Source organism: Sporosarcina sp. Marseille-Q4063, from assembly GCF_018309085.1.
Taxonomy (GTDB): Bacteria; Bacillota; Bacilli; order Bacillales_A; family Planococcaceae; genus Sporosarcina.
On record NZ_CP070502.1, the window covers coordinates 1,479,333 to 1,504,691 of the forward strand.

26 protein-coding genes are annotated in these 25,359 nt (G+C 36.7%); 2 read left to right on the forward strand and 24 right to left on the reverse strand.

The window, feature by feature from the left end; all coding sequences use genetic code 11:
* Positions 1 to 27: 27 nt before the first annotated feature.
* The 11 genes from JSQ81_RS07570 to JSQ81_RS07620 form a co-directional block, all read right to left on the reverse strand.
* Entirely contained in the window at positions 28 to 525 is a 498-nt protein-coding gene (locus JSQ81_RS07570; RefSeq protein WP_212607050.1) for a DUF4652 domain-containing protein, read from the reverse strand.
* Complete coding sequence (locus JSQ81_RS07575; RefSeq protein ID WP_212607051.1) at positions 509 to 979, reverse strand: restriction endonuclease; 471 nt, start codon at positions 977 to 979, stop codon at positions 509 to 511. Before JSQ81_RS07575 ends, JSQ81_RS07570 begins: the two co-directional genes overlap by 17 nt.
* Before the next feature lie 403 nt (positions 980 to 1,382).
* The gene (locus tag JSQ81_RS07580) at positions 1,383 to 1,670 is read right to left on the reverse strand and encodes a hypothetical protein (protein ID WP_212607052.1); all 288 of its coding nucleotides are present in this window, start codon (positions 1,668 to 1,670) and stop codon (positions 1,383 to 1,385) included.
* Positions 1,671 to 2,456: 786 nt separating this feature from the next.
* Positions 2,457 to 3,242 carry a hypothetical protein gene (locus JSQ81_RS07585; protein WP_212607053.1) on the reverse strand — a complete coding sequence of 262 codons (786 nt, stop codon included), beginning with the start codon at positions 3,240 to 3,242 and terminating at the stop codon, positions 2,457 to 2,459.
* A 96-nt stretch (positions 3,243 to 3,338) separates the two neighbouring features.
* Positions 3,339 to 6,332: a type I restriction endonuclease subunit R gene (locus tag JSQ81_RS07590; protein ID WP_212607054.1), complete on the reverse strand. Its 2,994-nt coding sequence runs from the start codon at positions 6,330 to 6,332 to the stop codon at positions 3,339 to 3,341.
* Positions 6,322 to 7,671 (reverse strand): restriction endonuclease subunit S, encoded by a 1,350-nt coding sequence (locus tag JSQ81_RS07595; protein ID WP_212607055.1) that lies wholly within the window; start codon positions 7,669 to 7,671, stop codon positions 6,322 to 6,324. Before JSQ81_RS07595 ends, JSQ81_RS07590 begins: the two co-directional genes overlap by 11 nt.
* On the reverse strand, positions 7,668 to 9,677 hold the full coding sequence (locus tag JSQ81_RS07600) for a type I restriction-modification system subunit M (RefSeq protein ID WP_212607056.1): 2,010 nt from the start codon (positions 9,675 to 9,677) through the stop codon (positions 7,668 to 7,670). Before JSQ81_RS07600 ends, JSQ81_RS07595 begins: the two co-directional genes overlap by 4 nt.
* A gap of 256 nt (positions 9,678 to 9,933) precedes the next feature.
* Complete coding sequence (gene radC / locus JSQ81_RS07605) at positions 9,934 to 10,596, reverse strand: RadC family protein (RefSeq protein WP_212607057.1); 663 nt, start codon at positions 10,594 to 10,596, stop codon at positions 9,934 to 9,936.
* 120 nt (positions 10,597 to 10,716) lie between these two features.
* The gene (locus tag JSQ81_RS07610) at positions 10,717 to 11,079 is read right to left on the reverse strand and encodes a hypothetical protein (protein WP_212607058.1); all 363 of its coding nucleotides are present in this window, start codon (positions 11,077 to 11,079) and stop codon (positions 10,717 to 10,719) included.
* Positions 11,080 to 11,094: 15 nt separating this feature from the next.
* On the reverse strand, positions 11,095 to 11,343 hold the full coding sequence (locus tag JSQ81_RS07615) for a hypothetical protein (RefSeq protein ID WP_212607059.1): 249 nt from the start codon (positions 11,341 to 11,343) through the stop codon (positions 11,095 to 11,097).
* A 1,304-nt stretch (positions 11,344 to 12,647) separates the two neighbouring features.
* A complete protein-coding gene (locus JSQ81_RS07620; RefSeq protein WP_212607060.1) occupies positions 12,648 to 12,956 on the reverse strand; it encodes a hypothetical protein in 309 nt (102 codons plus the stop codon).
* A 173-nt stretch (positions 12,957 to 13,129) separates the two neighbouring features.
* Between JSQ81_RS07620 and JSQ81_RS07625 the strand changes: the two genes are divergently transcribed.
* Together JSQ81_RS07625 and JSQ81_RS07630 are read left to right on the forward strand one after the other, a co-directional pair.
* Positions 13,130 to 13,330 carry a hypothetical protein gene (locus JSQ81_RS07625; protein ID WP_212604629.1) on the forward strand — a complete coding sequence of 67 codons (201 nt, stop codon included), beginning with the start codon at positions 13,130 to 13,132 and terminating at the stop codon, positions 13,328 to 13,330.
* Positions 13,331 to 13,344: 14 nt separating this feature from the next.
* Positions 13,345 to 13,698, forward strand: coding sequence for a YhjD family protein (locus JSQ81_RS07630; protein ID WP_212607061.1), 354 nt, complete (start codon positions 13,345 to 13,347; stop codon positions 13,696 to 13,698).
* 144 nt (positions 13,699 to 13,842) lie between these two features.
* Here the strand turns inward: JSQ81_RS07630 and JSQ81_RS07635 are convergent, their stop codons facing one another.
* The 13 genes from JSQ81_RS07635 to JSQ81_RS07695 form a co-directional block, all read right to left on the reverse strand.
* Positions 13,843 to 14,547, reverse strand: coding sequence for a RecB family exonuclease (locus JSQ81_RS07635; protein ID WP_212607062.1), 705 nt, complete (start codon positions 14,545 to 14,547; stop codon positions 13,843 to 13,845).
* A gap of 83 nt (positions 14,548 to 14,630) precedes the next feature.
* A complete protein-coding gene (locus JSQ81_RS07640; RefSeq protein ID WP_212607063.1) occupies positions 14,631 to 15,104 on the reverse strand; it encodes a single-stranded DNA-binding protein in 474 nt (157 codons plus the stop codon).
* A gap of 72 nt (positions 15,105 to 15,176) precedes the next feature.
* Positions 15,177 to 15,962, reverse strand: a complete 786-nt coding sequence (locus tag JSQ81_RS07645) for a hypothetical protein (protein WP_212607064.1) — start codon at positions 15,960 to 15,962, stop codon at positions 15,177 to 15,179.
* 2 nt (positions 15,963 to 15,964) lie between these two features.
* The gene (locus JSQ81_RS07650; RefSeq protein WP_212607065.1) at positions 15,965 to 17,257 is read right to left on the reverse strand and encodes a RecT family recombinase; all 1,293 of its coding nucleotides are present in this window, start codon (positions 17,255 to 17,257) and stop codon (positions 15,965 to 15,967) included.
* A gap of 658 nt (positions 17,258 to 17,915) precedes the next feature.
* Positions 17,916 to 18,830: an HNH endonuclease gene (locus tag JSQ81_RS07655; protein WP_212607066.1), complete on the reverse strand. Its 915-nt coding sequence runs from the start codon at positions 18,828 to 18,830 to the stop codon at positions 17,916 to 17,918.
* 75 nt (positions 18,831 to 18,905) lie between these two features.
* On the reverse strand, positions 18,906 to 19,643 hold the full coding sequence (locus JSQ81_RS07660; protein ID WP_212607067.1) for a hypothetical protein: 738 nt from the start codon (positions 19,641 to 19,643) through the stop codon (positions 18,906 to 18,908).
* A 66-nt stretch (positions 19,644 to 19,709) separates the two neighbouring features.
* Complete coding sequence (locus JSQ81_RS07665; protein ID WP_249336672.1) at positions 19,710 to 20,531, reverse strand: S1 RNA-binding domain-containing protein; 822 nt, start codon at positions 20,529 to 20,531, stop codon at positions 19,710 to 19,712.
* Positions 20,532 to 20,593: 62 nt separating this feature from the next.
* A complete protein-coding gene (locus tag JSQ81_RS07670; RefSeq protein WP_249336673.1) occupies positions 20,594 to 22,273 on the reverse strand; it encodes a type IV secretory system conjugative DNA transfer family protein in 1,680 nt (559 codons plus the stop codon).
* 21 nt (positions 22,274 to 22,294) lie between these two features.
* Positions 22,295 to 22,708: a hypothetical protein gene (locus tag JSQ81_RS07675; protein WP_212607069.1), complete on the reverse strand. Its 414-nt coding sequence runs from the start codon at positions 22,706 to 22,708 to the stop codon at positions 22,295 to 22,297.
* A gap of 157 nt (positions 22,709 to 22,865) precedes the next feature.
* Complete coding sequence (locus JSQ81_RS07680) at positions 22,866 to 24,050, reverse strand: DUF6575 domain-containing protein (protein ID WP_212607070.1); 1,185 nt, start codon at positions 24,048 to 24,050, stop codon at positions 22,866 to 22,868.
* A 6-nt stretch (positions 24,051 to 24,056) separates the two neighbouring features.
* Positions 24,057 to 24,455: a hypothetical protein gene (locus tag JSQ81_RS07685; protein WP_212607071.1), complete on the reverse strand. Its 399-nt coding sequence runs from the start codon at positions 24,453 to 24,455 to the stop codon at positions 24,057 to 24,059.
* A 134-nt stretch (positions 24,456 to 24,589) separates the two neighbouring features.
* Complete coding sequence (locus JSQ81_RS07690; RefSeq protein WP_212607072.1) at positions 24,590 to 25,027, reverse strand: hypothetical protein; 438 nt, start codon at positions 25,025 to 25,027, stop codon at positions 24,590 to 24,592.
* Between the two features lie 62 nt (positions 25,028 to 25,089).
* The gene (locus JSQ81_RS07695) at positions 25,090 to 25,296 is read right to left on the reverse strand and encodes a hypothetical protein (RefSeq protein ID WP_212607073.1); all 207 of its coding nucleotides are present in this window, start codon (positions 25,294 to 25,296) and stop codon (positions 25,090 to 25,092) included.
* Positions 25,297 to 25,359 lie beyond the last annotated feature (63 nt).

The following is a 25,359-nucleotide window of genomic DNA, read 5'->3' on the forward strand; positions in this document are numbered from 1 at the left end:
TCTTTTTGATAAATCGTAAATTGCACTTTAATTTGTAATAGAAACCTTTTCAAAATACTCTTCAAAATACATGAAGTTTTCATCAGTATATTTTATTCCCTTAAGTTGCAACGTTGTAGGTTCTTTCAACTTGATATTTGTTATTTGTATTTTTGAATCATGATGTGTTAACTGATTCAATTCATCTGTTGATATATTATAAATAAAAACATTCCCACCTATTGAGATTGTTCCACTTCCAAAACCCATAATTATTGCCAGGTTTTCATTATCTATCCAAATAACTTCTTTAGGTACACTTGTATCGTCTTTTGGTATTATTAATGCTTCCGATTCTAAAGTATCTAGGTCGATCAAATATAAACTACCTAAAGATTCCCATTCTAACGGTGATATATATGTAGCTTTGGATTCATCAAATGATATAACTGGTTCTGATGGGGAATTATTTTCTATAATCTCCATATCTTCATCCGACTTCTTCACATAAATTACACGTTCATCGTAATCATATTCTAACTTCATTGGCCCCACCCCTTTCACTAATATAACCTTCTGTTAAAACACTTAATAAATATGGAAACTCAACAATTATTTCTTCTAGCTGTGATAAAGGTATAATGGATAGTTTAATACCAAAGTTTAGTTCCATTTTAATGAAATAATCTATTACACTTGAGGTTGGATCTAGTGGGATAACCATTACCCAATGATCTGGCTGATGTTGGACTGCTTTAGAAATTTCTTCGTATATATCTCCAGTGCTGGGCATGGTTTTCCAACGTTTACATTGAAAAATCCATTTTCTTTGGTAACCCATTCCAAATGGCAGTTCCTCATACCAAGTCGCGCATACATCTCTTCCACGATCACCGCCACCTCTGCCAAACCACTCCCGATTCCTGAAGCCTAATTCCTTTAAAAAATGAAATATGAACTTTTCGAAGTATCTTGGATCCACAGTTTTCCAATCTATCAATCTAATCCCTCCTTAGGCCACTCAGCCCTGTAAAGTATTTCTTTAAATAAAATTTAGAATCCAAAGTAAGTAAATTGTTCTGAAAATCTTTCGATTTAATTTGTTGAGTGATATCGTGATACAACTTCGCCTTCAATTCTTCCAACAAATTGATAAAAATTATGCTCTTGATGCTTTCTCCAACTACAGAAACTACGCTTCTAGATCTTGTCCGATTCCAGAAACCTAGCATATCCATAGTTAGCCATGAAATTCCTCCTACATATGACTCCGAGTAATAACACCATCCAAAGTTTCGAAAGTACAACGTTAATGTTTCGGTGTCAATTCTCAAAAATTATGGCAACATCTTGACATAAAAAAGCCAAATATAATTCGGCATATATCTTTTAAGACTTTCCCTTTAGTTATCTGCGGATGGTTCCTCATACATAATGTCATAAACAGTTCTATTCGTACCAGTGACATCACGTGCTTCTCGTAATTTAATATCAATTATTGTCATGCCCCGCGTATGTAACTCGCGTAACACTGTATTTATATCTGTACTTTCGATTGCTGTATCCAGCTGAACCAATCCTTGTGGCCGAACTGCTCCGGTATCCGATGTTGCATCATTGTTTAGGGAAGAACTTTGACAACCGACTAACAAGCCTAAGGTTAACAGAGATATAACAATTATCTTTTTCATCAAGTAACCCCTTCTTATTGAAATCCTTATTTTTACTTCTAGACTTTCTATTCACACTTTTATAATATCACACTATTTGTCAATCACCAGTATCTATTGAAAAAAGTGGTAGGCCCTCTATCGCTTATAAACCTTCCCACTACAAACCTTAATGTTTTGACACCTAAAAATGAAATTTATATATCCATTAACGGATTGAGTGTATCCTTTGATGGTATTTCACTTAGGTCTTGTATTTAAATATTCCCGGAAGTCTTCCATCATAAAATCATCTCCTGTAAATAATGTTGCATTTATTTTTCATGATAATTTATAAATTATGTTTCATTTTAACCGTAATCTCTAGATGATAATATGCAAAAATACAACATAATTTATATTATGCTGCAAAAAGAAAACGCTCACTATTTACTGTGAACGTTTATGTGTATCTTTTTTGATATACAACGGCTATTGGAATTATTCCTAAATAAATTGATGAACGGTACCCATGTGACAATCAATCAGGATTGTTCAAACTTTCACGATTTTTTCTTGGACTGGTACACCAAAATAAGCTCTACCAAAAAACTACATATTGTACGCAGTGCATTGGATAATCAAAGTCTTGGGGTTTAGTAAAACTATTTGTTTTTGATAAATCATTAGGTTTATAGTAAACCTTTTTTAGTGAAAGCTATCTCTGTGGGGTGAAATTATGATAATTTGCAACTTCGGATAAAAACAAAAAAATATCGTTAATTCGTTATTAAACCGAAAACTATTTCGTTGAATATTAAATAACTTTTATATCTTTGTTTGTGATTTAGAATCTGTTTTCAATTCAATTAAATTTCCTTTGTAATCGGATTTTACTGTATAAACTGCATATCTACTACCTATTCTCAAAATGTATAATTGACTATCAACTTCTGTTATATCCAATACTTCTAAAGAACTTATATTTGTATTGGTAACATCAGAAAGATTTATTAATAACTTATTGAAGTCAATGGCTTTTACTTTTACATCTTTCCCTAAATTATTTGAAATCCTACCAACTATAGTTTTTAATGCCTCAATACTTAGCCCTGATGTAATAGCTAGTAGATACATTTCCCACCAATGACCTGCTCCTTGCTCTGTCACATTGATTGCATGATTCACTTTTACGACATCTATTTTCTGGATCTTTAATTCATTTTTCAGTATTTCTAATGATTTTTCATCCATAACTTCAGTAGTTAATAAATAGTTAACTTCTCGAGAATCCTCAACTTCATTTAACCTAGTGTTCCTCAATATAGGAGGTAATGAATTTAGATAAGATATGATATATGAGTAATCTGGATTTTCATGAAAACCCTCATACACATTTAGCGTTATGGAAACGTAAATCTCCTTTGGAGTTTCGGTAATATTTATATCAAATCCGTCCCCTTTATTCTTACCAATGAGATTGTACAAACTCTTGTATAACTCGTTAGTCTCAACCTGTACATCGAATTCGAAATTTCCTTTTAATTGGACCGGAAAGTCTTGAGTGTAATTTACAATATCAAAATGAAGATAGCTTATCCTTACAAACAACATATTGTCATCCTCCTCTAAGCAGATAAAGTTAAACACCTCTATATTCTGGAAAATCCTTATTCGAATAATGTGAAATAAGGATTTTCTAGAATATATTCAACTATTCAAGCCTCTCAACCGCTCATAAACTTCTTCTTTCATTTCATTCATCAAAAATTTACGTTGATCTTCATTTTCCATCATTTTCATGTAAAAGTTTTTATCGGTCATGCGCGAAATGAGAAAATCCATAAACATGTTTTCGTAACTATACGAGAAATTATCTAAACTGTTATGAACTGCCTTCTCACGAAGTTCTTCACTTTGGACCATGTCTTCCAACAGTTGGTCTCTAGACAGCTTATCTTGCGGGTCGAACTCTGTGCCAAAGAGGTCATTCATTCTGTCAATAATAGATGACAGGACAACCTTTTCTTCCTCCGGTGCAATGCCACCAGCATGGCTTACAGGATCTAAGTCCGTGCTGCCTCTCGTTTCAAGTGCGAGACTTCCTTCGAATACTTTATCATTCCGATAGTATTCCAATGCTATGTCGTCCGCTAAGAAAAGTTGCTCCGAAATATCACGTGGTAACTTCTTTAGAAGATAATTTAAATATACATAGAGCTTGTGTAAACCTATATCTGTGAATGGACCAATTTGTAACACAAACCCATATGTGCGGATAAACTTTGTCGCTGCACTTTTGAATTCATCTTGTACTTCCTTCGTCAAATCCTTCTCAAATCGATCAACTGCTTGGTCTAGTATAGGATTCAATCGTTGTTGCGCTTGCTTCCCGTCTAGTTTTCCGCCATACTCCAATTCATTGACAGCATCGACTTCATGTTGAGCATATACTTGGGTTGCATTTAATTCATGCTGTAAGTCGTATAATATATTCGGGTCAGTCACGTCGCTTAACCCAGTCACTTCATAATACGCTTGGAAAGATTCTTGTATATCTTCTGGGTCATTCACAAAATCCAACACGAATGTGTCTTCTTTTCCGCTACACGTCCGATTTAGTCTCGATAAAGTTTGAACTGCTTTAATGCCACTTAACGGCTTATCAACATACATCGTATGCAGAAGTGGCTCGTCAAATCCTGTTTGGTACTTTTCTGCAACAATCAGTACTTGATATTCATCCGTTGAGAAAGCTTCCGGCAATTCAGTTTCGGGTAACTCGTTCATTCCAGTTTCTGTGAACTCTCCGCCATCGTCTTTCACCGTACCAGAAAATGCAATTAGCGTATTCATATCTTGATAGCCTTGGCTCTTAATATACTTGTCGAACGCAAATTTATAGCGTACCGCATGGAGTCGGCTACGCGTGACAAGCATCGCTTTTGCTCGTCCGCCAATTTTATGGCTCGACGATTGACGGTAATGTTCAATCATGACCGCTGTTTTCTGTTCAATATTATGAGGATGTAACGATACAAAACGGGCAATTTGTTGTGTTGCCTTTTTCTTCGATACTTCCGGATCTTCTTGGATACTTTTCGCCACTTTATAAAATGTGTCATAGGTAGTGTAATTGAGCAACACATCGAAAATAAACTTTTCTTCTATCGCCTGCTTCATAGAATACACATGAAAAGCTTCGGGAATTCCTGTTTCTTTATTCGCGGTTCCGAACTGTTCAATTGTTTTCGGTTTCGGTGTTGCTGTGAATGCAAAGAAAGAAATATTGTCCTGGTTACCGCTCTTCTCAATGTATTCTACAATTCTCTCTTCCGTCGAAGACAGTTCATCTTCCATTATCTTATCCGCTTCATAAGCATCTTCTAACGTTCTATCTGATAAAATATTCGTCATTGCATTCGATGCTTTTCCGCCTTGTGAACTGTGCGCTTCATCAATAATAATGCCGTACGTGCCGCGCTCGAATTCTTTCACTTTATCCATTATGAATGGGAATTTTTGAAGTGTCGTTATAATAATACGCGTACCGTCGTTAATCGCTTGTGCCAGCTGGTTTGAATCTTCATCGATTTTCGCAACAAAACCCGTTTCGTGTTCCAATTGATAAATCGCATCTTGCAATTGTGCATCTAACACTCTTCTATCCGTAATAACGATAATGCTATCGAAAACAGCTTCATTTTCCATATTATGCAATTTTGCTAAACGATGGGAAAGCCAAGCAATACTGTTCGTTTTTCCACTTCCCGCTGAATGTTGGACTAAGTAATTATGTCCGACTGCGTTCATTTTCAAATCAGCTTCGATTTTGCGAACGACATCCATTTGGTGATAACGAGGGAAAATCACAATTTCTTTCGAATCAATGATTTCTCCCGTACTATCTCGAATGCTTTCTTTCTTCACAAAGACAAAGCGGAATAACAAATCTAACAAGCTGTCTTTCGCCAACACTTCCCGCCACAAATAAGACGAACGGTAATCGTTATAAACTAGTGGATTTCCTTTTCCACCATTATTTCCGCGGTTAAAAGGAAGGAAAAACGTGCGGTTTCCAGCAAGTCTTGTAGTCATCGACACCTCATCGGTATCAACGGCAAAATAGACGACTGTCCGCTCTTTGAAACGGAACAACTTTTCACGTGGATTCCTCGTCATTTTAAACTGCTTCTCTGCATCCTCAACAGTTTGTCCAGTCAGTTGGTTTTTCAACTCCATAATGACGATTGGCAAACCATTGATTGAAAGCATCATATCTAAACTATTATTATGTCTGGCACTGTAATACACTTGGCGATGAACGTGAAATATATTGTTGTCGTAGTTATCCACTAAAGTTTGATTCATAGTAGATCGCGGCTGATCGAAAAGGAGTCGCAATCGCACGCCGCGATCTTGAATACCGTGACGTAAACAATCAATCATCCCACGACGTGTCAACTCTTGGTCTAGTCGATTTAGTACACGCTTCTCAAAGAATGGCCCGTGAATTTGTTTCAAACGGTTCAATTCACGCTCCTGTGTCTCATCCCAAAACGAAAGCAACACTTCAAAGTCAATCGCAGATTCTTGAAACTGCTTTAAAGCATCCCCTTGCAATTTGCGCTGAATATATCCCCCGTCCAGCAATTGCCTTTCGATATTCTCTTCCAAACCTAACTCCGAATAATCAATCCCCATCATACTCCCCACCTTTATAATCTCGTAAATCGATTTTCCCGGTAACGGCTTCGTAAATTAGAGACTCGCGGTATTCTTTTAGTATTTTGATTTGAAATTGTATAGATTCAATAGCTTGTTCAATTCGATATGTGCTCTTATCTAGGAACTGACCAATTTGAATTTGTTCACTTAAAGTCGGCAACAATACTTTAAATTTTTTAATATCCGCTTGGAAAAGATGCGGTACTCCCATACCATCTTTTACTTGGTTGACAATGTCTTGGATATACGTAGAGGTCAAATAATAATAAAGATAGATGCTATCTACTTGGTTAGTTGGTCTAATAACAGCTGTTGAGCTATTTACAGTTGCTCCCATCGGTAATTTACGAACGACGTTTGTTATGCCCAATGTGCTGCCATCTTTTACTAGTAACACATCCCCCACTTCTAACATAATTTCAGGTGATTCTAAGTATCGCTCTTCTGTAATATAATTCACATTATCAAATTCAATTTCCCTTCCTCTTAAATTTGGAGTAGACAATAATATATATCCTTCATCAACATATTCTTCTGCTTTTAAACCCTTCCAACCTAATCTCGCCTTAACTTTTGAAGTAAAATCTAATCTTGAAGTAGTCCAATGCGCTGGAATCTCCCCAACCCATTCAACACCCGAATCTTTCATCGGCATATTCGGATCGAGCCCCTTGGTTACCGCCTCGGTAATGACTGCTTGGCGTTTTTCTACTAATTTTATTATTAATTTTTCTTTACTTTGAATTATTAAACTCACATTCCTAGAAATGTCATCTAAATACTTAACAATATTAACCTGACTTTCTAAAGGTGGCAATATCATTTCTAATCTTTCTATCTCACTCGAGTTTATTGCCGGATAACTAACTCCTACTGATCTACTTTCTATCTCTTCTAAATAAATTGAAGTTCTAAACAAATAAGCCATGAATTTATTTACCACTTTTTCATTCGGTGTAATTACCGCAAACCCAGTTGAAGAAATCAACCTTTCTTGTTCCCAATCAATAAAAGCAATTGCTTTCAAATATGTTCTTACTGTGGATACAATAATATCACCTTTTGATGTGATTCTTCTGGCTCTGCTTGGGGCATCTGAAAAATTCATCGTTTCTATATTAGTGATATGCCCATCACTATTTACACTTCCAATATCAATATAATTGATTTTCAAATCTTTTGACGTTCGTTCTGATAATGTGTATTTATTCATTGAAGATGTATATCGAACTTTTGTCAGATTCCAATCTTTAGGTATTTCCCCAATCCACTCAATCCCACTATCTTTATAAGCCGGATACGGTTTAAAACTCATAACTTCATCACCTGCTCAAGTTGCGCTTGAATCTGCTTTTCAAGTTCCATGATTTCCTGCTTAATTGCTTCTGATGATCGCAGTTTTGTATATTCATAGAAATGGCGCGTAAACGGTATTTCATAACCAATCCTTGTTTTCGTTTCATCAATCCACGCGTCCGGCACGTGTGGCAATACTTCACGTTGGAAATATTCCCCGATATCTTCTGTTAATGGAATTACTTCCGTATCTCGTTGTTCATTATCAGGTTCCATCTCTTTTTTATTTTTCATACAAACATCTGCTGTTTCATCACGTTCTGAACAAGCGGTCCAAATAGCTCTTAACAGGGGGGCACGAAGTTGGACTTCTGTCCCCTTGAAGGCTTCTTTGATTACTTCGATAAATTCTTCACGATTTTTATAAAGGACTTCTCCATCTAGCTCTTTCAATGTTTCAAGGATAGCGATTTGCAGTTCTTTTCCAGCCGCAATTTCAACTTCTCCTGCTTCCCCTTTTTTCCTTGAATTGGCTAAATTGATAAACGCTCTTTCTTCATTCAGCCTTTGAATTCGTTCTTCTGAAAGTTGGAAGTTCAACCGAAGAGGACGTTCTACTGTAATTCTGGAATAACCAAAATCTTCGTTGTCAAAGACTTTAACGTGCTTGTTTTCTTTCATTTCTCCGTACCATCTAGCAATCTCATCAACTTGCGCGTCCGTTATTTCGTTCCGTTTACTCCCCAAACTTTTACGCATTCTTTTAAACTGGTCGACTGCATTGACGAGGATAACTTTCCCTTTACGATGGGCTTTTTTATTGTTGGTTAGAATCCAAATGTACGTCGAGATTCCAGTGTTATAGAAAAGTTGGTCAGGTAACGCAACAATTCCCTCAACTAAATCGTTCTCAAAAAGCCAACGACGAATTTCACTTTCTCCACTACCTGCATCTCCTGTAAATAAAGGTGAACCGTTCATAATAATCGCCATACGCGCACCTTGTGGATTATCCTCCGTAACTGGCTTCATTTTACTTATTAAGTGTTGCGTAAATAGTAATTGGCCATCGCCAATACGTGGCAGTCCTGCACCGAATCGACCGCTGAAGCCTAAGTCTTCATGTTCTTGTTTAACAGCATGTTCCGCTGGTTTCCATTCCACACCATATGGCGGATTCGTAATGAGGTAGTCGAATTTTTGATTTTCAAATTTGTCATTAGAGAGCGTATTTCCGAGCGCAATGTTTTTTGCATCTTGCCCTTTTATTAGTGCGTCCGCTTTTGCAATCGCATAGGATTCCCCGTTAATTTCTTGACCGAAAAACTCAAGTTGTGCAGTTGGGTTGTATGCTTGGATATAATCTTGTGCAACGGTTCCCATCCCACCCGTACCCGCACAGCTGTCGTATAACGTTTGCGTAATGTGCGGAGTCGATAAGATTTGTTCATCTTCATTGAACATTAAATGAACCATTAAATGAATGACTTCACGTGGCGTATAGTGGTCTCCAGCTTCCCCGTCTTCATTAAAACGACGAATGAGGTCTTCAAATATATAACCCATTTCTATGTTGCTAACGGATTTTGGATGTAAATCGATTTCTTCAAATTTTTTCACGATTAAATACAGCAAGTTATTATCTTCTAACTTGTCAATTTCACGTTCAAAGTCAAAGTGACTAATAATATCTCGTGCCACCTCAGAGAAACCATTTATGTAATCACGTAAGTTATCCCCAATATTGTCTGGGTCACTTAACAATTTGTTGAAATCATATTGACTTGTATTGTTAAAGCCTTCCTTCGCAGTACGATTTAAAATCTCATCTCTCGTACTTTCCGGCAAATGCTTATATTGTTCATATTGTTTCAAAACTGATTCTTTTGTATCTGATAGTACTGCATCAAAACGGCGTAAAACTGCCATTGGTAAAATTACTTTTCCGTAGTTCTCTGGTCTATACGGCCCTCGCAAAATATTCGCATTTGACCAAATGAAACCTACTTTTTCTTGAAAATTCATGTTATATCCCCCATATTCATTCTATAGTTCTATTATACCAAAACAATATTAGATATAGATAGCTTTCCGGCAATTAACCAAGACTCGATATCAATGAGCATTTTTGAATATAATAGACTTTCATAGTCCTTTAAATCGGATGATATATAGAAGCAAAATGTAGTTGCATTTAATACCAAGACTCCATACAATTCAACCTTTATATTTTTACAAACAAAAAAAGAGCGTTAATTAATACGCTCTTCACCATATTACTTTACATATATCCTTTTTCTTTAAGTGACACAAATTGATGGTCTCCTATAATCACATGATCCAACAATTCCACCCCCATCACACTGCCTGCTTCAGCAAGTCTTTTGGTTACTTCAATGTCTTCAGGTGATGGATTTGGCTGACCGCTAGGATGGTTATGAAGACAAATTACGGATGCCGCACTATGTTTCACGGCTTCCTTGTACACCTCCCTTGGATGTACTATCGAGGAATTTAACGAGCCAATGAAAACCGTCTTTTTATGAAGTACCTCATTCTTTACATTTAGGTACAAGACAATGAAATGTTCCTGCGTTAGCGATGTCATTTCCGCCATTAGATATGATGCTGCATCTTCTGGTGATCTGATTGTATAACGCTTTTCATTTTTTCCAGCACTCCGTGCTTTTTTAGCAAGGAGCATTCCCGAATGCACTTTCAAAGCTTCATTATGAGTCATGCCTTCTCCTTCTAATTCAGAAACAGTCATTTCAACTAGTGCTCGAATCCCGCGACCTGCTAAACGGCCTGTAAATTCAGGTGTTGAAGATGGCCCAATTAAAACAGCAAGAATGTCCTGTAATTCTATGACGCTTTCTGAACCGATTGCATTGTACGATGCGACTGCTTCACGAGCAGAATTAATATATTTTTTAGTAGTCATTTTATAGTCCTCTCCACACAAAGCTAGTACCGGAGTGGCACTAGCGTTCATGTGCCACTCATTCCTTGCCTGGTGGAAGGCTTATTTTTGTGTTATGATGTATCTACAATTTTTTATTATTTACTTTTTACGAGACGAGAATCTTCTTGTCTCTTTTTTTTCGCCCATTTTTGCAACAATCGTATCATCCCAACCCAATTTCTTTAGGTTAGAGGCTGTAATATTTAACACCTTCCATGGATTAACACCTTCAAGAACCATGTTTTGTGCTAATTCTTTCAGTCCTTCTTCGTTGAAACTCCATGATGCAGATATGCTATAATCCCAAATCACGTCACCGGTATCAACTGGACCATTTACATCAACGAATGCTTTCAATTCAGCTTTCATTGCTTTCAAAGCCGCTTCTACTCGTTCAATTTCTTTTCCTAAATTTATTGCATGATCCATGCTTTTAACTTCTTCTGTTTTTGCGAGTACCATGATTTAATTCCTCCTTTAAATTCCGATATTTCCGCTACCAATAACTTTCACATCACCGTTTTCAATGGACAAGAAAATATCTTGAATGTCGGTAAGCAAATTTAGCTTTTTAACTTCTCCCGATCCATCCAGTTGGTAGATACCACCAAACTTAAATACAAGGAATTTCCTTTCATTCTTTTCATCCACATAACAGATGAAAGATTTCTTTACACCTTCCTTTTCAACATTGGAAATTAGACTTTCTAATTGTTTTCCAACCATTTAAATCACTCCATTTCCTTTTTATTTTTGAAAACAAAAAGCCGACTGCATCCAAATGGATTCAATCGACTTTTAATATATATCACGCAAAAATGCGTAAATACCCCGTGTGATTATGCTCGAAAGCGATTTTATGACGTACAATTACATCGGCCTGGCTTTCCTCGAAACGAGAATTCAAAGGCTGCAACATTTGTGTCGAATCTCCTTTTAGAAAATAGAAAGGTATAACGACTTTCATCAAAATACGATGACTTAGAAACAAATAGAATATAGATTAAGTTTATCAAAACAAAGTAACAGTCGCAACACTTCGGAAAAGCGTGTCTGTAAACACCATGGATATTGGTTTACTGATGACCTATTAATGCTAAGCAGTTAAAACATAGGTCATTAAATAAGTATTAAAAACGGCTTTAGTTTTCTTAAAATAAAAAGTTCCTAAGTAGCTAGAATAACCCGTCAGTTGATTGGTACAAAAAAGAAACAACACCACAAATAACAAAGGAATTAATATATTTTTCAGCATTAGTTTTCACATAATTTAAGCATGGAATTGCACCACATTTAGCGGTGCTATTTTTTTAGTTTTAACTTATAAAGCGGAAAAAACTAAAGGCTTAATAAACATATGTTAGTTTAATAAGATTTGACTCTCTCTCTAATTATTCGTGTTATCCCCCAAAATGCAAATCGGTATACAAATGCAAAAACTACAAACAAAAAAGCAAATTCGAAAAGAGAGAAAGGTTCATAAGCGATTAAATAAGAATTAACAAAAATTAACATTAAAGACAACAGCTCCATTAAAGAATCTTTAAATCCATTTTTTTCGTACAAGTACTTAGTTTTGTTGCAATTAAAGACGTCTTTATATTCCTCGCTAAGTAAACCTTTGATAATACCTATAATTATTAAATAAATTCCCATAGCAGGACCATAGTCTACATTCACAATCTGTGTTATGAAACAATAAATTATGGTAACTATAAGTAAATACACCTTGCTATCCCCCCTCTTCATAAATAAATAAGGTGAAAATGAGTCACAATTTCTTACCAGGCAATTTGGTTCGTTATGTCAAGAAGTGTTATGAAACGTCAAAAAATGCTAGGAGTTAAGCAAGACGGATATGCGGAACCAATTACAATCAAGGCAGAGCAAAGACGATATGGCACAACTGTTGATGGGGTAATTAATAGACATCGCAGATGATTATGGAGAGACAACGCAGATTAAATAAAGGTAAACTATAACCAAAAAGCGACCCAGCTAGAATTTCGATGGGTCGTAAATAATATATATTAATATCTTAAGTTTTCAATAAAATGACTTATGATTTCAAGCCTGGCTTTCTCGGAATCATCCTCAACTTCCCAACCTTCAGCAATGATGCTATCTGCAATAGATAACAAGATTTGCATCATGCTTTGTTCATAAATTTCGTAATTCTCGTCGCACGAGTGTTTCAAATCAATAGACTCAATTAAAGTTTTTGCGGCTTTCACAATAGTATCCAAATTGGTTTTCTCGTCATCACCTTTTATTGTAATTTCGAACTGCTTGTCCGGTCTTTGAAGATCGCCCGTCGAAATCTTGAATGTACTACTCATTAATATCCCCCTTTATTTTAATCTAAAAACAATTATAACACTATTCTCTATATATGAGAGTAAGAAAGTAAAAGACGACCTACCCTTAATTTGAACTGCCCCCTTTTTTATTTGTCAAAAAATAAAGGGTAACAATGAATGATGTCGAATTAATCATCCAGGAGGGGGAACTATTGGACTTAATACATACGACGATGGGGTTAAAACAACAAACAGAACAGATGAAATGCACAAACTGTAATCGAGGGAACCTAAAATTTAAGAGTGCGGAATACTCAAATGACTTTAACGATAAAAAAGGAGACATTATAATAATTGATGCCGTTTGCCGTTTCTGCGCAGTTGGTTCACATGCCACGGTTAATGTTTTTTAAAGGTGGGATAATAATTGTTTCTAGAAGAATCTTTACCGCATTTCGAGAATGCGATTTATTTACCAATGTTAATAAAGATACTAGAAATGGATTTATTTACTATAGAAGAAACTCAACTGAAATTTAAACGACCATATGCAAAAATGATTGACCAGGCACTCTTACAAGCGCGATCCGATTTAAAGGAAACGAATATTTATCTTAGGCGTAATAACATGAAGTTGATTAAGTTTAGCAGCAATGAAAATTTTACCGAATTTATATTCTCAGGTATTAGATTTGAAGAGCGAAAAAAGTATTCTAGCGGTGAGCTGAAAGAGGGCACTGAAGAAATAATGAGTGAGTATCTAGGTATGTTTGAAATTTAAAAAGAGGGAGCACCATTGCCCCCTCTATCTGTGTGAAATTACTTTCATTTTGACATTTGCTTCGATTAATAATGAAGCATGTGACAAAGAAAAACACCGAAGAGAATAATCCACATCGGTGAGACCTCTGTTATTTTTCGTCTTTTAATAACAACTGAACTTACGATAGCATTCAATGACAAACGGGCAATGCCTACAATGGCTAGAAGGCTTTGACAAGAATAAATTTTCCGCTTCTTCTGGCAGCATATCTAAAATCTCTCGCTTGGAATTGATTTCATTTGCCACCCTAAAAGCCCATTGTCTAGACCTTTCCATATCTGCAGAATTGAACACGTATTTACTCGCTCTTCTGAATCGAAGAAAATACAAATTGCCTTCAACCTGTGTTATGTTCTTTAATTGACCTACAGCCCATGCGTACAGGCCGACTTGATGGTTATCCCTAACATCGTATCTAACTCTATTGGTTTTCCAGTCGACTATTTTACTTCCGTCTGGCGACACAAGATCAATATAACCTTGTAATACCGGGGCTGAATCTGTATCAGAAAGTGGTAGCTGAAAATGAATCTCCGTTTCACCCATGTTCTCTTTAATCGGTGCATGGCTAACCAACTTCGACAGTTCATCCATGGTCACTTCTGGATGAAATTCAGCTTCAATTAACCCGTTTAAAACGGCTTCTGAATGAGTTACCCCATTAATTTTATCTTCGACTGCTTTATGGACCCCTTTACCCAAAGCTAAAGGATAGGTGGTAGGTTCTTCATATCCCTCGATATATTTCTTAAAGAATCGATAAGGACAGGTTGTGTAAAGATTTAAACGTGAAAAAGAGTAAATCAATATGATCTCTCCTTTCTTCTTTTTGTTTCCCAATAAATGAAAGGAGACTGGATACCCAATCTCCTTTCATTAAATCTCACGCTCTAAAACGGCAGTTCATCATCGCTTACTGCAATAGAACCTCCACCCGTTTCGAAGTGATTACTATTTTGATTTTGAGCATTACTGTTACCAGCATACGGATTCGGTTGTTTCTGGTAGCTCCCCTGTCCTTGCTGTTGTTGATTGCCTTGACCTTGTGGTTTCGGGTCCAAGAACTGTACAAAGTCAGCTACAACCTCTGTAACATATATACGATCCCCTTTATCATTTTCATAATGCCGACTATTAATTCTTCCACTGACAGCGGCCTGACTACCTTTTTTAAGGAAGTTTGCCGCATTTTCAGCAGGCTTCCTCCAAACCTGTACCATGATGAAATCCGCTTCATTTTCACCATTAGCATTTTTAAACGGACGATTCACAGCTAATGTAAAGTTGCAAACAGCAACACCATTTTGTGTAAATTTAAGTGTTGGTTCTTTTGTTAAACGTCCTACTAAGCTAACGTTATTCATAACTTTCTCCTTTTCTCGTAACTGATTTACAGTCACGCCCCTATTTTTCCTCCGTAAAGGGTGACGGATATTTTAATTGGCTAAAGACAATTTGTCATTCATGATTGCTTCCTTTTTGTGAGTACCTTTTATGGGCTTTTGTGTTTCTTCCATTACTAGCATGTGATAAAGAAAAACAACGTTATACACGACTTTATCCATTCCAAAGTCATAGGTTGATAGCGATACTTTCCACGCTGCTCGCCCTATATAGGTGCCTTCTTTAGCCCAGCCAGCACGTTCCTCTTCAACTTTCACGTATTCAGCCAACAGTCGATTGAACAACAGGTATATTTGTGTTTCATGACATGACTGAATCACATATTGAAGAAGTTCATTTTGACGTTCCGCTTGATTTTCAATGTGAGCAATCACCATAAATAAGGCAAAGTGTTTTACCAGCTCTCCATGCTCATAATTTTTCCAATCTCTTAAAACCGACTCTCGATTCCTTTTAAAATCGTTTCGGTCTTTTCGTTTATATTCAGCCCATCCGATTAACCGAAGTTGACGTGCATTTAAACTTTCAGCTGGATGTACAGGTTTCTTTCTTTTACCAAAGTATTTTTCACGCACTTCGTTGTAAGAAAGACCTGACAACTTTGCTTCAAAGTCTATAACACCACCGGCAACGCCACAATACCAACATTTATATACTTGATCATGCGTATTTAAAGATAGATAAAACTTATTTCCTTTACCTGGCCTAGAATCCTCTTCGCAAAATGTGCATTTGCAAAGCATCTCCTTTTTACCGTGATACCGAGGATTGAACGTAAGTCCATATTCCTCGGCAACTTTTAGAATCTCTGGGAGCATAATCAAGCACTCCTTTTATCTGCATCTTTCAATTTCACGAAAAACGTAAATCCATTTTCAGTACGGGTCTGCATTGCAAACTTGCTACCTTTTGTAAGGTGCTTCGTTTTTTCAACTGCTTCATTACCTTGTGCAAACACCATTGACTGCTTATTATCCGCAATATTTTTCACATACATTTTTGCAAAAGATACGCCAGCGGGTGTTGTACCCGGTTCGTACTTTTCCATGATGAATGCATCAAGCGGCCCAGTAGGCTCGGAAGCTATTTGATTTTCCTGTTGAACAGGCTCTTGAACAGATTTTGTTTGTTTTGATTCCGGTTCAGTCTGAACATTTTGCCCGTCCGTCTGAACATACGAAAACTTTTCAAGAAAATTAAAGCCACTTTTATTTTTAATGACCAAAGACAACTCTTGCCCCACTGGAACACGGCTTAGAGAATCAATTGTCTCTTCATTCTCTTTTACCAAAACAAGACTTACTTCATTGGTTTCTTTGTCCATTACGTTCAATTTGGCAAACGGTACATTTTGTGGGCTTATCCCTTTTTCAAAACTTTGCAGGACAAATACCCGTTCAATAGTATTTTCCTTTGGCTTTTGAACAGATTCAGCAGGAGGTTGTTCATTCACTGCGACTTCGCTTTGTTTTTGTGGGGCTGGATTAGACTGATTTGGAATGTCCGCATTGCCACTATTGTCATTAAATCCTTCATCAATCGACATTTCCTCACGAGTGTACAAACCACCTAAAGGAAACTGACGGCGAAGTACAAAGACTTCCGCTATTTTCTGGATCATAGCCGAGGGCATTTTATCCCAAACATTTTTATTTTTATACTTCGAGTTAAGTTCACCTGAATTCGCTTGAAAGTATTCCTGGAAATCCACGAATACAGCTACGGGTCTGAAACGTTTATGGTGCATAACTGCATAAGCACCGAGTATAGAACCACGTTTCTGACCGAACTCATGTCGCACACTTCCCTCGGAAGGGATGAACTCGAATGTGTCTCCTTCTCGAACCACGTTAGCGTTTGGAGGTCCTACATAGCCCTCTTGCGTAGTTGCTACACGAAGCAACCCATCGCGGGTAGTAATAAATGATGTATTCGGTCCATTCCTTGTTTCATAACGTTGAAAAACGATATCACCGAGCAATGGATTCAATCCGAACGTTTCACATACTTCAATGAAATGGTTCGCCTCTTCTTGTGTTCCATTCGCTGGCTGAACAAACCTATTCCAAATCAACGACTTCTGTCCGTTTGTAAACGTAAGTACTTTTTCCACTTAAACCATCTCCTTTTGTATTTTTATAAATAAAAAAGCCGACCTCACCCATAAGGGATCAATCGACTTTTATGTAACCCACTGCAACAGAAAACGAAAGTTGTTTTGTTTTCATATCATTTCATGGCAGCACTCCTTTCAAATTTTTGAAACAAAAAAAGCCGATGTCACCCATAGCGGGATCAATCGGCTTTTAAAGTATATATCACGCAAATAATGCGTAAGTATCTAGTGTGCATAAAGCAGTTTTGTGACGTAAAACGTCTGCCTGACTTTTCTCAAAAGAAATGAAAATACAAAGGCTAAACATTTGTGTCGAATCTCCTTTAGTAATGAAACAAAGGCTTAACGACTTTCACCAAGGAAAAAATGGTGACGTGAAAACTAATAAAATATGTATATATTATATCCAATCGAAAAATAGATAGCAAACCGAATGAAAATCAGTATCGATGCGATTGAGTATAAAAGTACACTATAGGTAGAATTTTTTAATAGTCTGCTCTATAGGGTACTTTTTCAAGTTGCTTCTGGGTTTCTTTTTTTTTTTGTCTTTGCATTCCGCGTATGGATAGTTATAAACTACTCGTCTAGATAGATATATTCGTTTGAATGGACCGCGGTTCAATAAAATCATCTTTTTTAAAATACTTTCAGGTTATTCTAAGTTCCACAAAGGAATATCAAACCCACTAGTGGCATTACTTTTATTTCCTTTAGTTAAATTACATTTTTCACAAAGTATTTGTAAATTAGTTGGATCATTATTTCCATACTTAGATATTGGAACAATATGATCAATTCCCAATGAACCTGTTAGATTCCATTCACCGGTTACATTTTTTCTGCAAATTGAACAGCAGCCTTTATCCCTGTGATACAAGGCGGTTTCAAGCCAACTGGCCCAATAAGTAGAACGGGGAATTTTCCCGTTTATTAATTTACTATGGTACTCTAATGGTATTTTATCACTTTGTGTTTCAAGAACTTCTGCTAAAAATTCATTAAAATCTCGAAGAAACTTTTTATTAAACATTAATAAATGAAATGCTGTATGAATAATGGTCTTTCCGACATCATCTTTGTGTAGTTCAAAAAAACTCTTCCAATCATCGAGTAGATAACACTCCTCACATTTACCACAAAAGTCGCATGCACCTAATAAATTGAAGTCCGGTTTGTTAATATCTAGTGACAATCCTACATCAACTATTTCGTCAACCCTTAAATTGAAAAAATCACTTGCTTCATATTTACGATCCGCATAATCAAGACCAAACCAATATACATAACTTAACCATTCATGCAACGCAGTCCACTTGATTGGTTTAAACATGCTAGGAATTATATTATCAATGGATTCTTCCCAAAAAAAAGATAATAGTGCGTCCTTTTCATTATAAAAGTAATACATTGATGTAGATACTAAGTTTATCCCTTCACTATAAGCAAATTCTACGTGTTTTACCCTGATTATTTCTCCCCTCCTGTATAAATACTTCCATAAATAAATTAACGACACAGCTAACCTAAAATTAACTATCAATCTTTTCCTGTAGCCGGTTGTTTTCATGTCTCTTTGCCTTATGCTCATTTGCATCAGACAAAACTCAATATCCTCCCCAAAACAAGTATTCAGTGTATTATATCACATGTTCATTCCATAATTTCCTGGCAATTTTAGTTCTCTAATAAACTCACCAGCTTCATCCAAAAAGTAAAAGAGATTTTGAAGGTCTTTAACCCCATCTCGTAAATCCTCATCTAGGGCTACCCTTAATTTAAGTGTTGCAGCACTTACCTTTAGCGGTTGTAAATGTTTGATTGATTCAGCAATAATGATAAGACGCTCGTTAAAGTTTTTTCCATTCCATTTCAAATACATAAGTAAATCATTTACATCTCCTCGCACCACATACACATAAATCGGCTTACCTTGGAACTGAATCACTCCACTGAACGGTTCTTGTGTCGGCAAAAACTTTGCTTTAGGAAAATGTTTAAACAACTGAAAAAATAGAAGACGTTTCAAAACATCCTCTATTTTATATTCAACCCAGTAATTACTTTCATAACAATCATTCAGCCCTGCGATAACTGCACCATTTATTCCTAGAGTGTAAATGGGTATGACCTGTTTGTTTCGATGAATCTCATGACGAACAATTTTCTTTTCCGCTACCATTCGCTTTAAACGTTTCTTATCCAAAGAAAATAATCGGGAGATTTGTGCTCCCCCGATTACCCCCACAGCCGCAAGTGCTTCCAACGCCTTTCGTTCTTTCGGTGATTCACCGTTGACAAAATTTGAACGTTTTATGTTTGATGGTATTCGTGTCCAGTACAAGCTCCATTCATGTGATAAAGAAAATGGACTGGTTGACATGGATTTCTCCTCCTTAAATTATATTAATAAGGGATCACGTTAATTTGACGCAACCCCTCATTATTTTTACAGCACACGGGTAATACGAGTACGAATTTGTTCTTTCTTGGCATCGGTTTCTAATACGCGAACCAATACTCGGTCACCTCTTTTTACATTTTGAAACTTCAAGTGACGGGCCAATGAATCGACTCCTGCTTCTAGATTAATGAACACCCCATATTCACGCACACCGGAAACTGTACCGACATATTCATTACCAGAAGAGTATCGACCAATTGAACGCAACCACGGGTTTTCTTGTGTCGCCTTTGCACTTACGATAACTTTTTTCTCTTCTTTATCAATCTCTAAAACTTTCACTTTCAGGTGGTCGCCTTGCTTAACTTCTTCCGTTAAATCGTCAATCCAACCATATTTGATTTCCTCCAGTGGAATTTTAACTTCGATTCCACCAATATCTGCCCGAACAAGTGAAGGGCTGACACTACGAACAACCGCAATGATTTCATCCTCTACATTAATTTTCTTTAGAGTGATGGATGCCATGTGATCCAAAGCAGCCGTACGTGAACCAGTGAATACTTCTGCATCCCGGTCATAATTCAATACTTTGAATGCAACGGACTGCCCTGTCATGGCGCGGAGCTGGCGCAAGTTGTCGGCACCTGTAAACTCCAAAGGGATGAACCCACGAATGTTTCCAACACCGACAACCGCACATGGCTTATCAAGCAACTTTTCAATCCCGATGATCGGGGCTTGTAAGATTGAATTGTTTTGATATGCTCCATAGACCTCTTTCCAATCCTTATCAAAATTATTTACCTCTTGTACTTTTGATGGGTCAAAACCTTCAATTAGAACTTGCATGTTGTTTTCAGTCATTTTCCAATCTCTCCATTTCATAGTTTATTTTTTTGTAAGACATTGAAACTTGTTTCATTTTGCTAATCCCAAAATCCGTCATTGGACTTCACTACATTGCTCGTTTCTTTTGGTTTTATTTTTTTGTCAGATGATTGTACAGTCTTTACTTTCGATTGTTCCACGATAGATTTCATCTGTTCTTTTGTTTCCTTTTTATGTTCGGGAACATGTTTCATTTCAAATTCCTGTTCAGATTCAGTAGGAAGTGAAACATTTGATTGTTTTATTTCAGCCGTTGCTCCAAAAGAATCTAACGATTCGATTTCGGGCTGGGTAATTGGTTCAGTTAGCGATTCAGCCTCCATTTTTTCAGCCTGTTCAAGTCCAGCAAACTGTTCTTTTTTCTTCCGCTTCTGAAAAAGTTTAAGCAGACTATTCTTCTTCAACTTTTTAAAAGACGTTTCTTCTTCCCATTCCCTCAACTCTTTCCAATTACGAGGGACAAACTGGCCTTTTGCTAATGCTGGCTTCTGTGGTGTCCCGTCTTGCAGGAGTTTATGGACAAAGTTAAATTTCGGTATGCCGTCCATTAAATCCGTAGGATCGAAACGGTATTCTTCATCCTCTGTATCCCTATAGGAATCTGGAAACAGCCGTGGCAACAGTATCCGATTCTTATATGTGCTTTGCCGCATGATGACTTTGTCTTTGCCGAACTCATCCGCAAAATCTTGAGCATCCTGTGCGGAAATGCCGCCAAAACAGATTTTATTTCGGCATGATGTAAGAATCGCTTGTTTCATTGCCTTCGGACCAAGACTTCCCGATTCGATTTCGAGTTGGCCGAGTGATTGTGTCGCAAAAATACCCGCTACCCGGTATTCGGCAGCGAGTGACAAAAAGATTTCTACATCTGGATTGATGTAACGACTGTATTCATCGACTATCAAAAAGTGTGGGATGCGTGTATCTTCTGTTCCTGGTCTCCTGAATGTGCCGTTTTGTAAGTGCATAATCATGAATTGTCCGAAGGCATCCCCTGCTTTACGCAACTTTCCAAGAGCCGTATTGACGGCTAGAACGCCGCCTGTTTCCAAGTGTTCATCAATGTTCACATCACTCTGGCCCGTCATAATGGTTCGCAAAGCTTCGTTACTAACAATGTTTTCTAGTTGCGCCCTTAATCCGATAACAAATTGCTGATATTTCTCACGCATACTACCAAGCAATTCCGCTTCAAAGAAATGAACCAAGTCTGTCATGCCGTCACGGCGTTTTAATTCTGTAACCTTTTGTTCCAACACGTTCTGATCACGCAATGTATTCATTACATCGACGATATCCATGTTGTTGCCATGCAGTTCTTTTAGCAGTTTCGTAACGTTACGTGCAGAAAGTTCCTGTACGGTGGCGAAGAATGCATCCTGCTTCCCGAACAATCCTTTTAATACAACAACTGTTGCTTCTGCTACTGTATCCGTGTCACCTTCCATTGGATTGAATCTTGCTGAATCTGGTTTATCGGGATCAACGTGAGTACACGGAATATCCATTTCTTCGCACATTTCGGCAACCATCGCCGCCACATCACCTTTTGGTTCAACTACTGATATACCTAAAGGGATACCTCGTTTCTTTTGCAATAATAATTGGTATATCATCGGTTTCAATATCGTCGCTGTCTTCCCGCAACGTGTAGGACCTACAGCAAGCATATGTGTAAAACAGTCGCCCCCTTGCCAAACGATTGGTATTCCCATCTGCCTCAACTCCTTTCATTATCATTTTCTTGCCCAATCCCACTTACCAAAGTATTCATGAATCTGATTTATTTTGAATGGTGCACGGTCATCTTCTTCAAAGCTAAACAACGTCTGAATCGTTCTCGATATTTTATATCTGAGTAATTGTAGTTGCTCTTTATTCTGGTTTCTAATCACCAATTGATTAGACCGTTTACCTTCCCTCCATAATAATTCGGGTAGCACATCGGCATTATGTGATATACGTTTCACCCAAAACCGCATATCCTTTTTATATTTTCGGGTATCCATCATCCTCAGCAATAGATGTGATGTTTCAAGGACGACAAAACCTAACTCGATTAATTCGGTTGGGCTTTGTTTTGCTACACAGGCTTCGACTTCCGGGTAGATATACAGCTTATTTCTACAGATTTTAGTTTTTAAAAACACTTTACGACTCCTCTTTCATAAATATTGGCAATAAAAATAACACGCTTCATTCAATAGCTGAACGAAACGTGTTTTGTATAAAACATAAGATTATTTAATTTTTTTGGGGAATCTCTAAATATCATTTCGGTTCATGAAAAAATTGAATTAGTCTTGTTTATTCATATGTCAATTCAATCAACTCGTACGTTATATGCTCTTTTTGTGTAAAATTGTTTAGTTCAACAATTATTTTAAATTTTGCGGAAGCTTGTCTAGGTAGTCTGTATTCTTCAATTGTAAGATCACTAACTATTCTACCACTTAATGGTTCATCAATATCAGTCACAAACTTAAATGTATTGTTCGTGGTATCAACTGCTACAAGTTTTCCACGAAATATTTTTTCTTTATTATTGACAACTATTTCAGTATCTAGAGCCTTTATACTTTGTTCGATATCGTCTGTAGATACATTAATATTCCTATATTGTTTATTAGGAAATGCACAATAAGTCTTTATAGAAACATTCTTCCGCTCAAACATACGTAAATAGCTTTTATAGTGCTGAAGCACTGAAGGATTTAATTTGTTTATTATTTCTATGATTTTATTGGTATCTGACTTAGATTCTAATAAGTTCATAAATACGGTTAGACTCTCTTGCAATTCAGACTCATTTAAAATATTAGCCAACTTATTGGACTTCAACCTCAGGCCAAATGATGCAGCGTAATCTCCTGAATATATTAATTTATTCTCATCTCTTATATGCTGAGGAACCTTTCCATTTACGCCTTTTTTATGCGCAATAATATTTATCATTTTTTGGGTGTTCTCTAAAACTTCACCTAAAAACTCTGCCTCTATTTCATGTACATGTGAATTTTCCATCTCCAAAGAAAGATCTAATAACTCTCTTCTTTCTTTTATAGAATCCGAAACAATATTTTGTCTTTCAGTATTTTTTATAGTGAATAACTCTTCTCCATAAATATCAAAAACAATTTCTTTGTCTGGTAAATCATCTTCACTTAACTCTTTAACATTTATTCTTTTCGCTTTACCTGCTGAATAATCATCTGCTTGTAAATATACCTTCCATAAAAAACCTACTTCTGGTTTTGTAAATGCTTCATACGCGGTTATACCACCTCTTAAAACTTGAGTAAGACGAGCATTACTTATAGATAAAAACAGCCATTGTTCTTCTGAATCAAGTTCGGTACAACTCGCAATAAACTTGTTACCTACATCATTTTGACAGGTGAAAGTTAATAGTTTATCGTAATATATTATTTCATCTATAACATAAATATCACCCAACATGTCTATATTCATGTAGCTGTTTTCACTTTCCATAATAACTCACCTCACAATTTTAAAATACTTTTCCGGTACAGCATTCTTACATAACCACCAAGTATGGTGACTTTTTTGCACTTTAGAAGGCGTTGGCTTTACTACACCCGTATCCTTATATGTTATTCCAGAAGCTATATTTTTATACTTCTTTTTTAACGCTCCCACACTTCTCCAGTGAGTTTTAAGTTCTTCGTAATCTGGATTCACGGACAATCCGTATTCTACAAAAGGGAGTTTAGGATTTCTTTGATCACGTCCCTCTTCTATAAATGACTTAAAGTCCTTTTCATCAATTTGATCATTTCCAACCAACCTATACACTTTGAGCTCTATTGTTTTAGCGTCTCTAGGAGGACATCCACTCGGAAAAAAGTCTGGATAAAAATGTTCTACTTTACTCAACCTCATTCCCCCCCTTATACAAAAATCAATTTATTTCAAATAGCTATCATCTTATTAAAATAGTCTTTCGATTGTTGAATTAGAAATGAAATCTATATACATTAATTTAATTGTCACTTAATATTCGTTGATTGTCAATTATCCTCATTATCGGTAGATGCACCCAATATAATTCTTACCTCCCCCTGTTCAATTCTTTCTCTTTCCTCTTTACGTTTTTCAAAATAGCTTTTGTTTGGCTGTTCCTCGATTCGCTGATTCCCTCGTTTTTTCTTGTAGGAGATTTCTGCCCGAATGAAGACGATATTCAGATACACTCCGGTTATGCCCAGCAACACTAATGTTAATTTCATCATGGTCAATCGGGATAGAAACTTTTCCATGTCCCAGGTCGAATAGACGAGACTAGCAAGGAACATAGCTCCGAATAACGTCATACTGATAGACATTAGTTTGTCCAACTTCTTATTTCTCGACTGCTGTAACTGCTTGACGATGTAGTAACTAGCCAAAGCTATCAGTCCATAAATTAGGATTAATTTTGCTGAGGGGATATAGACTCCATTGTACATGGACGTAACACCCAATGCCGCCAGTAGAAAGCTAGTCACCACTATAATTACTTGCAACTAGATCATCCCTTTCTGCTCCGGGCACTCGACACTTCCAAATTCAACACAAATACAAGTTCATCAGCTAGTAGTTCACGCATAGTCCGGTACATTCGCCTTTGCTCTTCTTCCCCTAGATGCACTGCTATTTCGTTGTTAAGCCCCTTTTCGTGTGCCGTTAGTTTTGTCATCTCCAGTAGTTCGGGTATAACCTGATTTGTATTTTGCATTGTATTTTCCCCTTTCCTATTTTTAATATTTGGTTTTAAAATGTCTTTTGAAGGACAGTTCCT

Coding starts and splice junctions, on each gene's coding strand:
- JSQ81_RS07620 (WP_212607060.1), bottom strand. CDS start 12,956: ATGAGTAGTACATTCAAGATTTCGACGGGCGATCTTCAAAGACCGGAC.
- JSQ81_RS07640 (WP_212607063.1), bottom strand. CDS start 15,104: ATGAATAACGTTAGCTTAGTAGGACGTTTAACAAAAGAACCAACACTT.
- JSQ81_RS07645 (WP_212607064.1), bottom strand. CDS start 15,962: ATGCTCCCAGAGATTCTAAAAGTTGCCGAGGAATATGGACTTACGTTC.
- JSQ81_RS07585 (WP_212607053.1), bottom strand. CDS start 3,242: ATGTTGTTTGTAAGGATAAGCTATCTTCATTTTGATATTGTAAATTAC.
- JSQ81_RS07600 (WP_212607056.1), bottom strand. CDS start 9,677: ATGAATTTTCAAGAAAAAGTAGGTTTCATTTGGTCAAATGCGAATATT.
- JSQ81_RS07665 (WP_249336672.1), bottom strand. CDS start 20,531: ATGACTGAAAACAACATGCAAGTTCTAATTGAAGGTTTTGACCCATCA.
- JSQ81_RS07580 (WP_212607052.1), bottom strand. CDS start 1,670: ATGAAAAAGATAATTGTTATATCTCTGTTAACCTTAGGCTTGTTAGTC.
- JSQ81_RS07690 (WP_212607072.1), bottom strand. CDS start 25,027: ATGTACAATGGAGTCTATATCCCCTCAGCAAAATTAATCCTAATTTAT.
- JSQ81_RS07670 (WP_249336673.1), bottom strand. CDS start 22,273: ATGGGAATACCAATCGTTTGGCAAGGGGGCGACTGTTTTACACATATG.
- JSQ81_RS07660 (WP_212607067.1), bottom strand. CDS start 19,643: ATGTCAACCAGTCCATTTTCTTTATCACATGAATGGAGCTTGTACTGG.
- JSQ81_RS07615 (WP_212607059.1), bottom strand. CDS start 11,343: ATGGTTGGAAAACAATTAGAAAGTCTAATTTCCAATGTTGAAAAGGAA.
- radC (WP_212607057.1), bottom strand. CDS start 10,596: ATGACTACTAAAAAATATATTAATTCTGCTCGTGAAGCAGTCGCATCG.
- JSQ81_RS07595 (WP_212607055.1), bottom strand. CDS start 7,671: ATGAGTTTTAAACCGTATCCGGCTTATAAAGATAGTGGGATTGAGTGG.
- JSQ81_RS07695 (WP_212607073.1), bottom strand. CDS start 25,296: ATGCAAAATACAAATCAGGTTATACCCGAACTACTGGAGATGACAAAA.
- JSQ81_RS07570 (WP_212607050.1), bottom strand. CDS start 525: ATGAAGTTAGAATATGATTACGATGAACGTGTAATTTATGTGAAGAAG.
- JSQ81_RS07590 (WP_212607054.1), bottom strand. CDS start 6,332: ATGGGGATTGATTATTCGGAGTTAGGTTTGGAAGAGAATATCGAAAGG.
- JSQ81_RS07655 (WP_212607066.1), bottom strand. CDS start 18,830: ATGAAAACAACCGGCTACAGGAAAAGATTGATAGTTAATTTTAGGTTA.
- JSQ81_RS07610 (WP_212607058.1), bottom strand. CDS start 11,079: ATGGTACTCGCAAAAACAGAAGAAGTTAAAAGCATGGATCATGCAATA.
- JSQ81_RS07680 (WP_212607070.1), bottom strand. CDS start 24,050: ATGGAAAGTGAAAACAGCTACATGAATATAGACATGTTGGGTGATATT.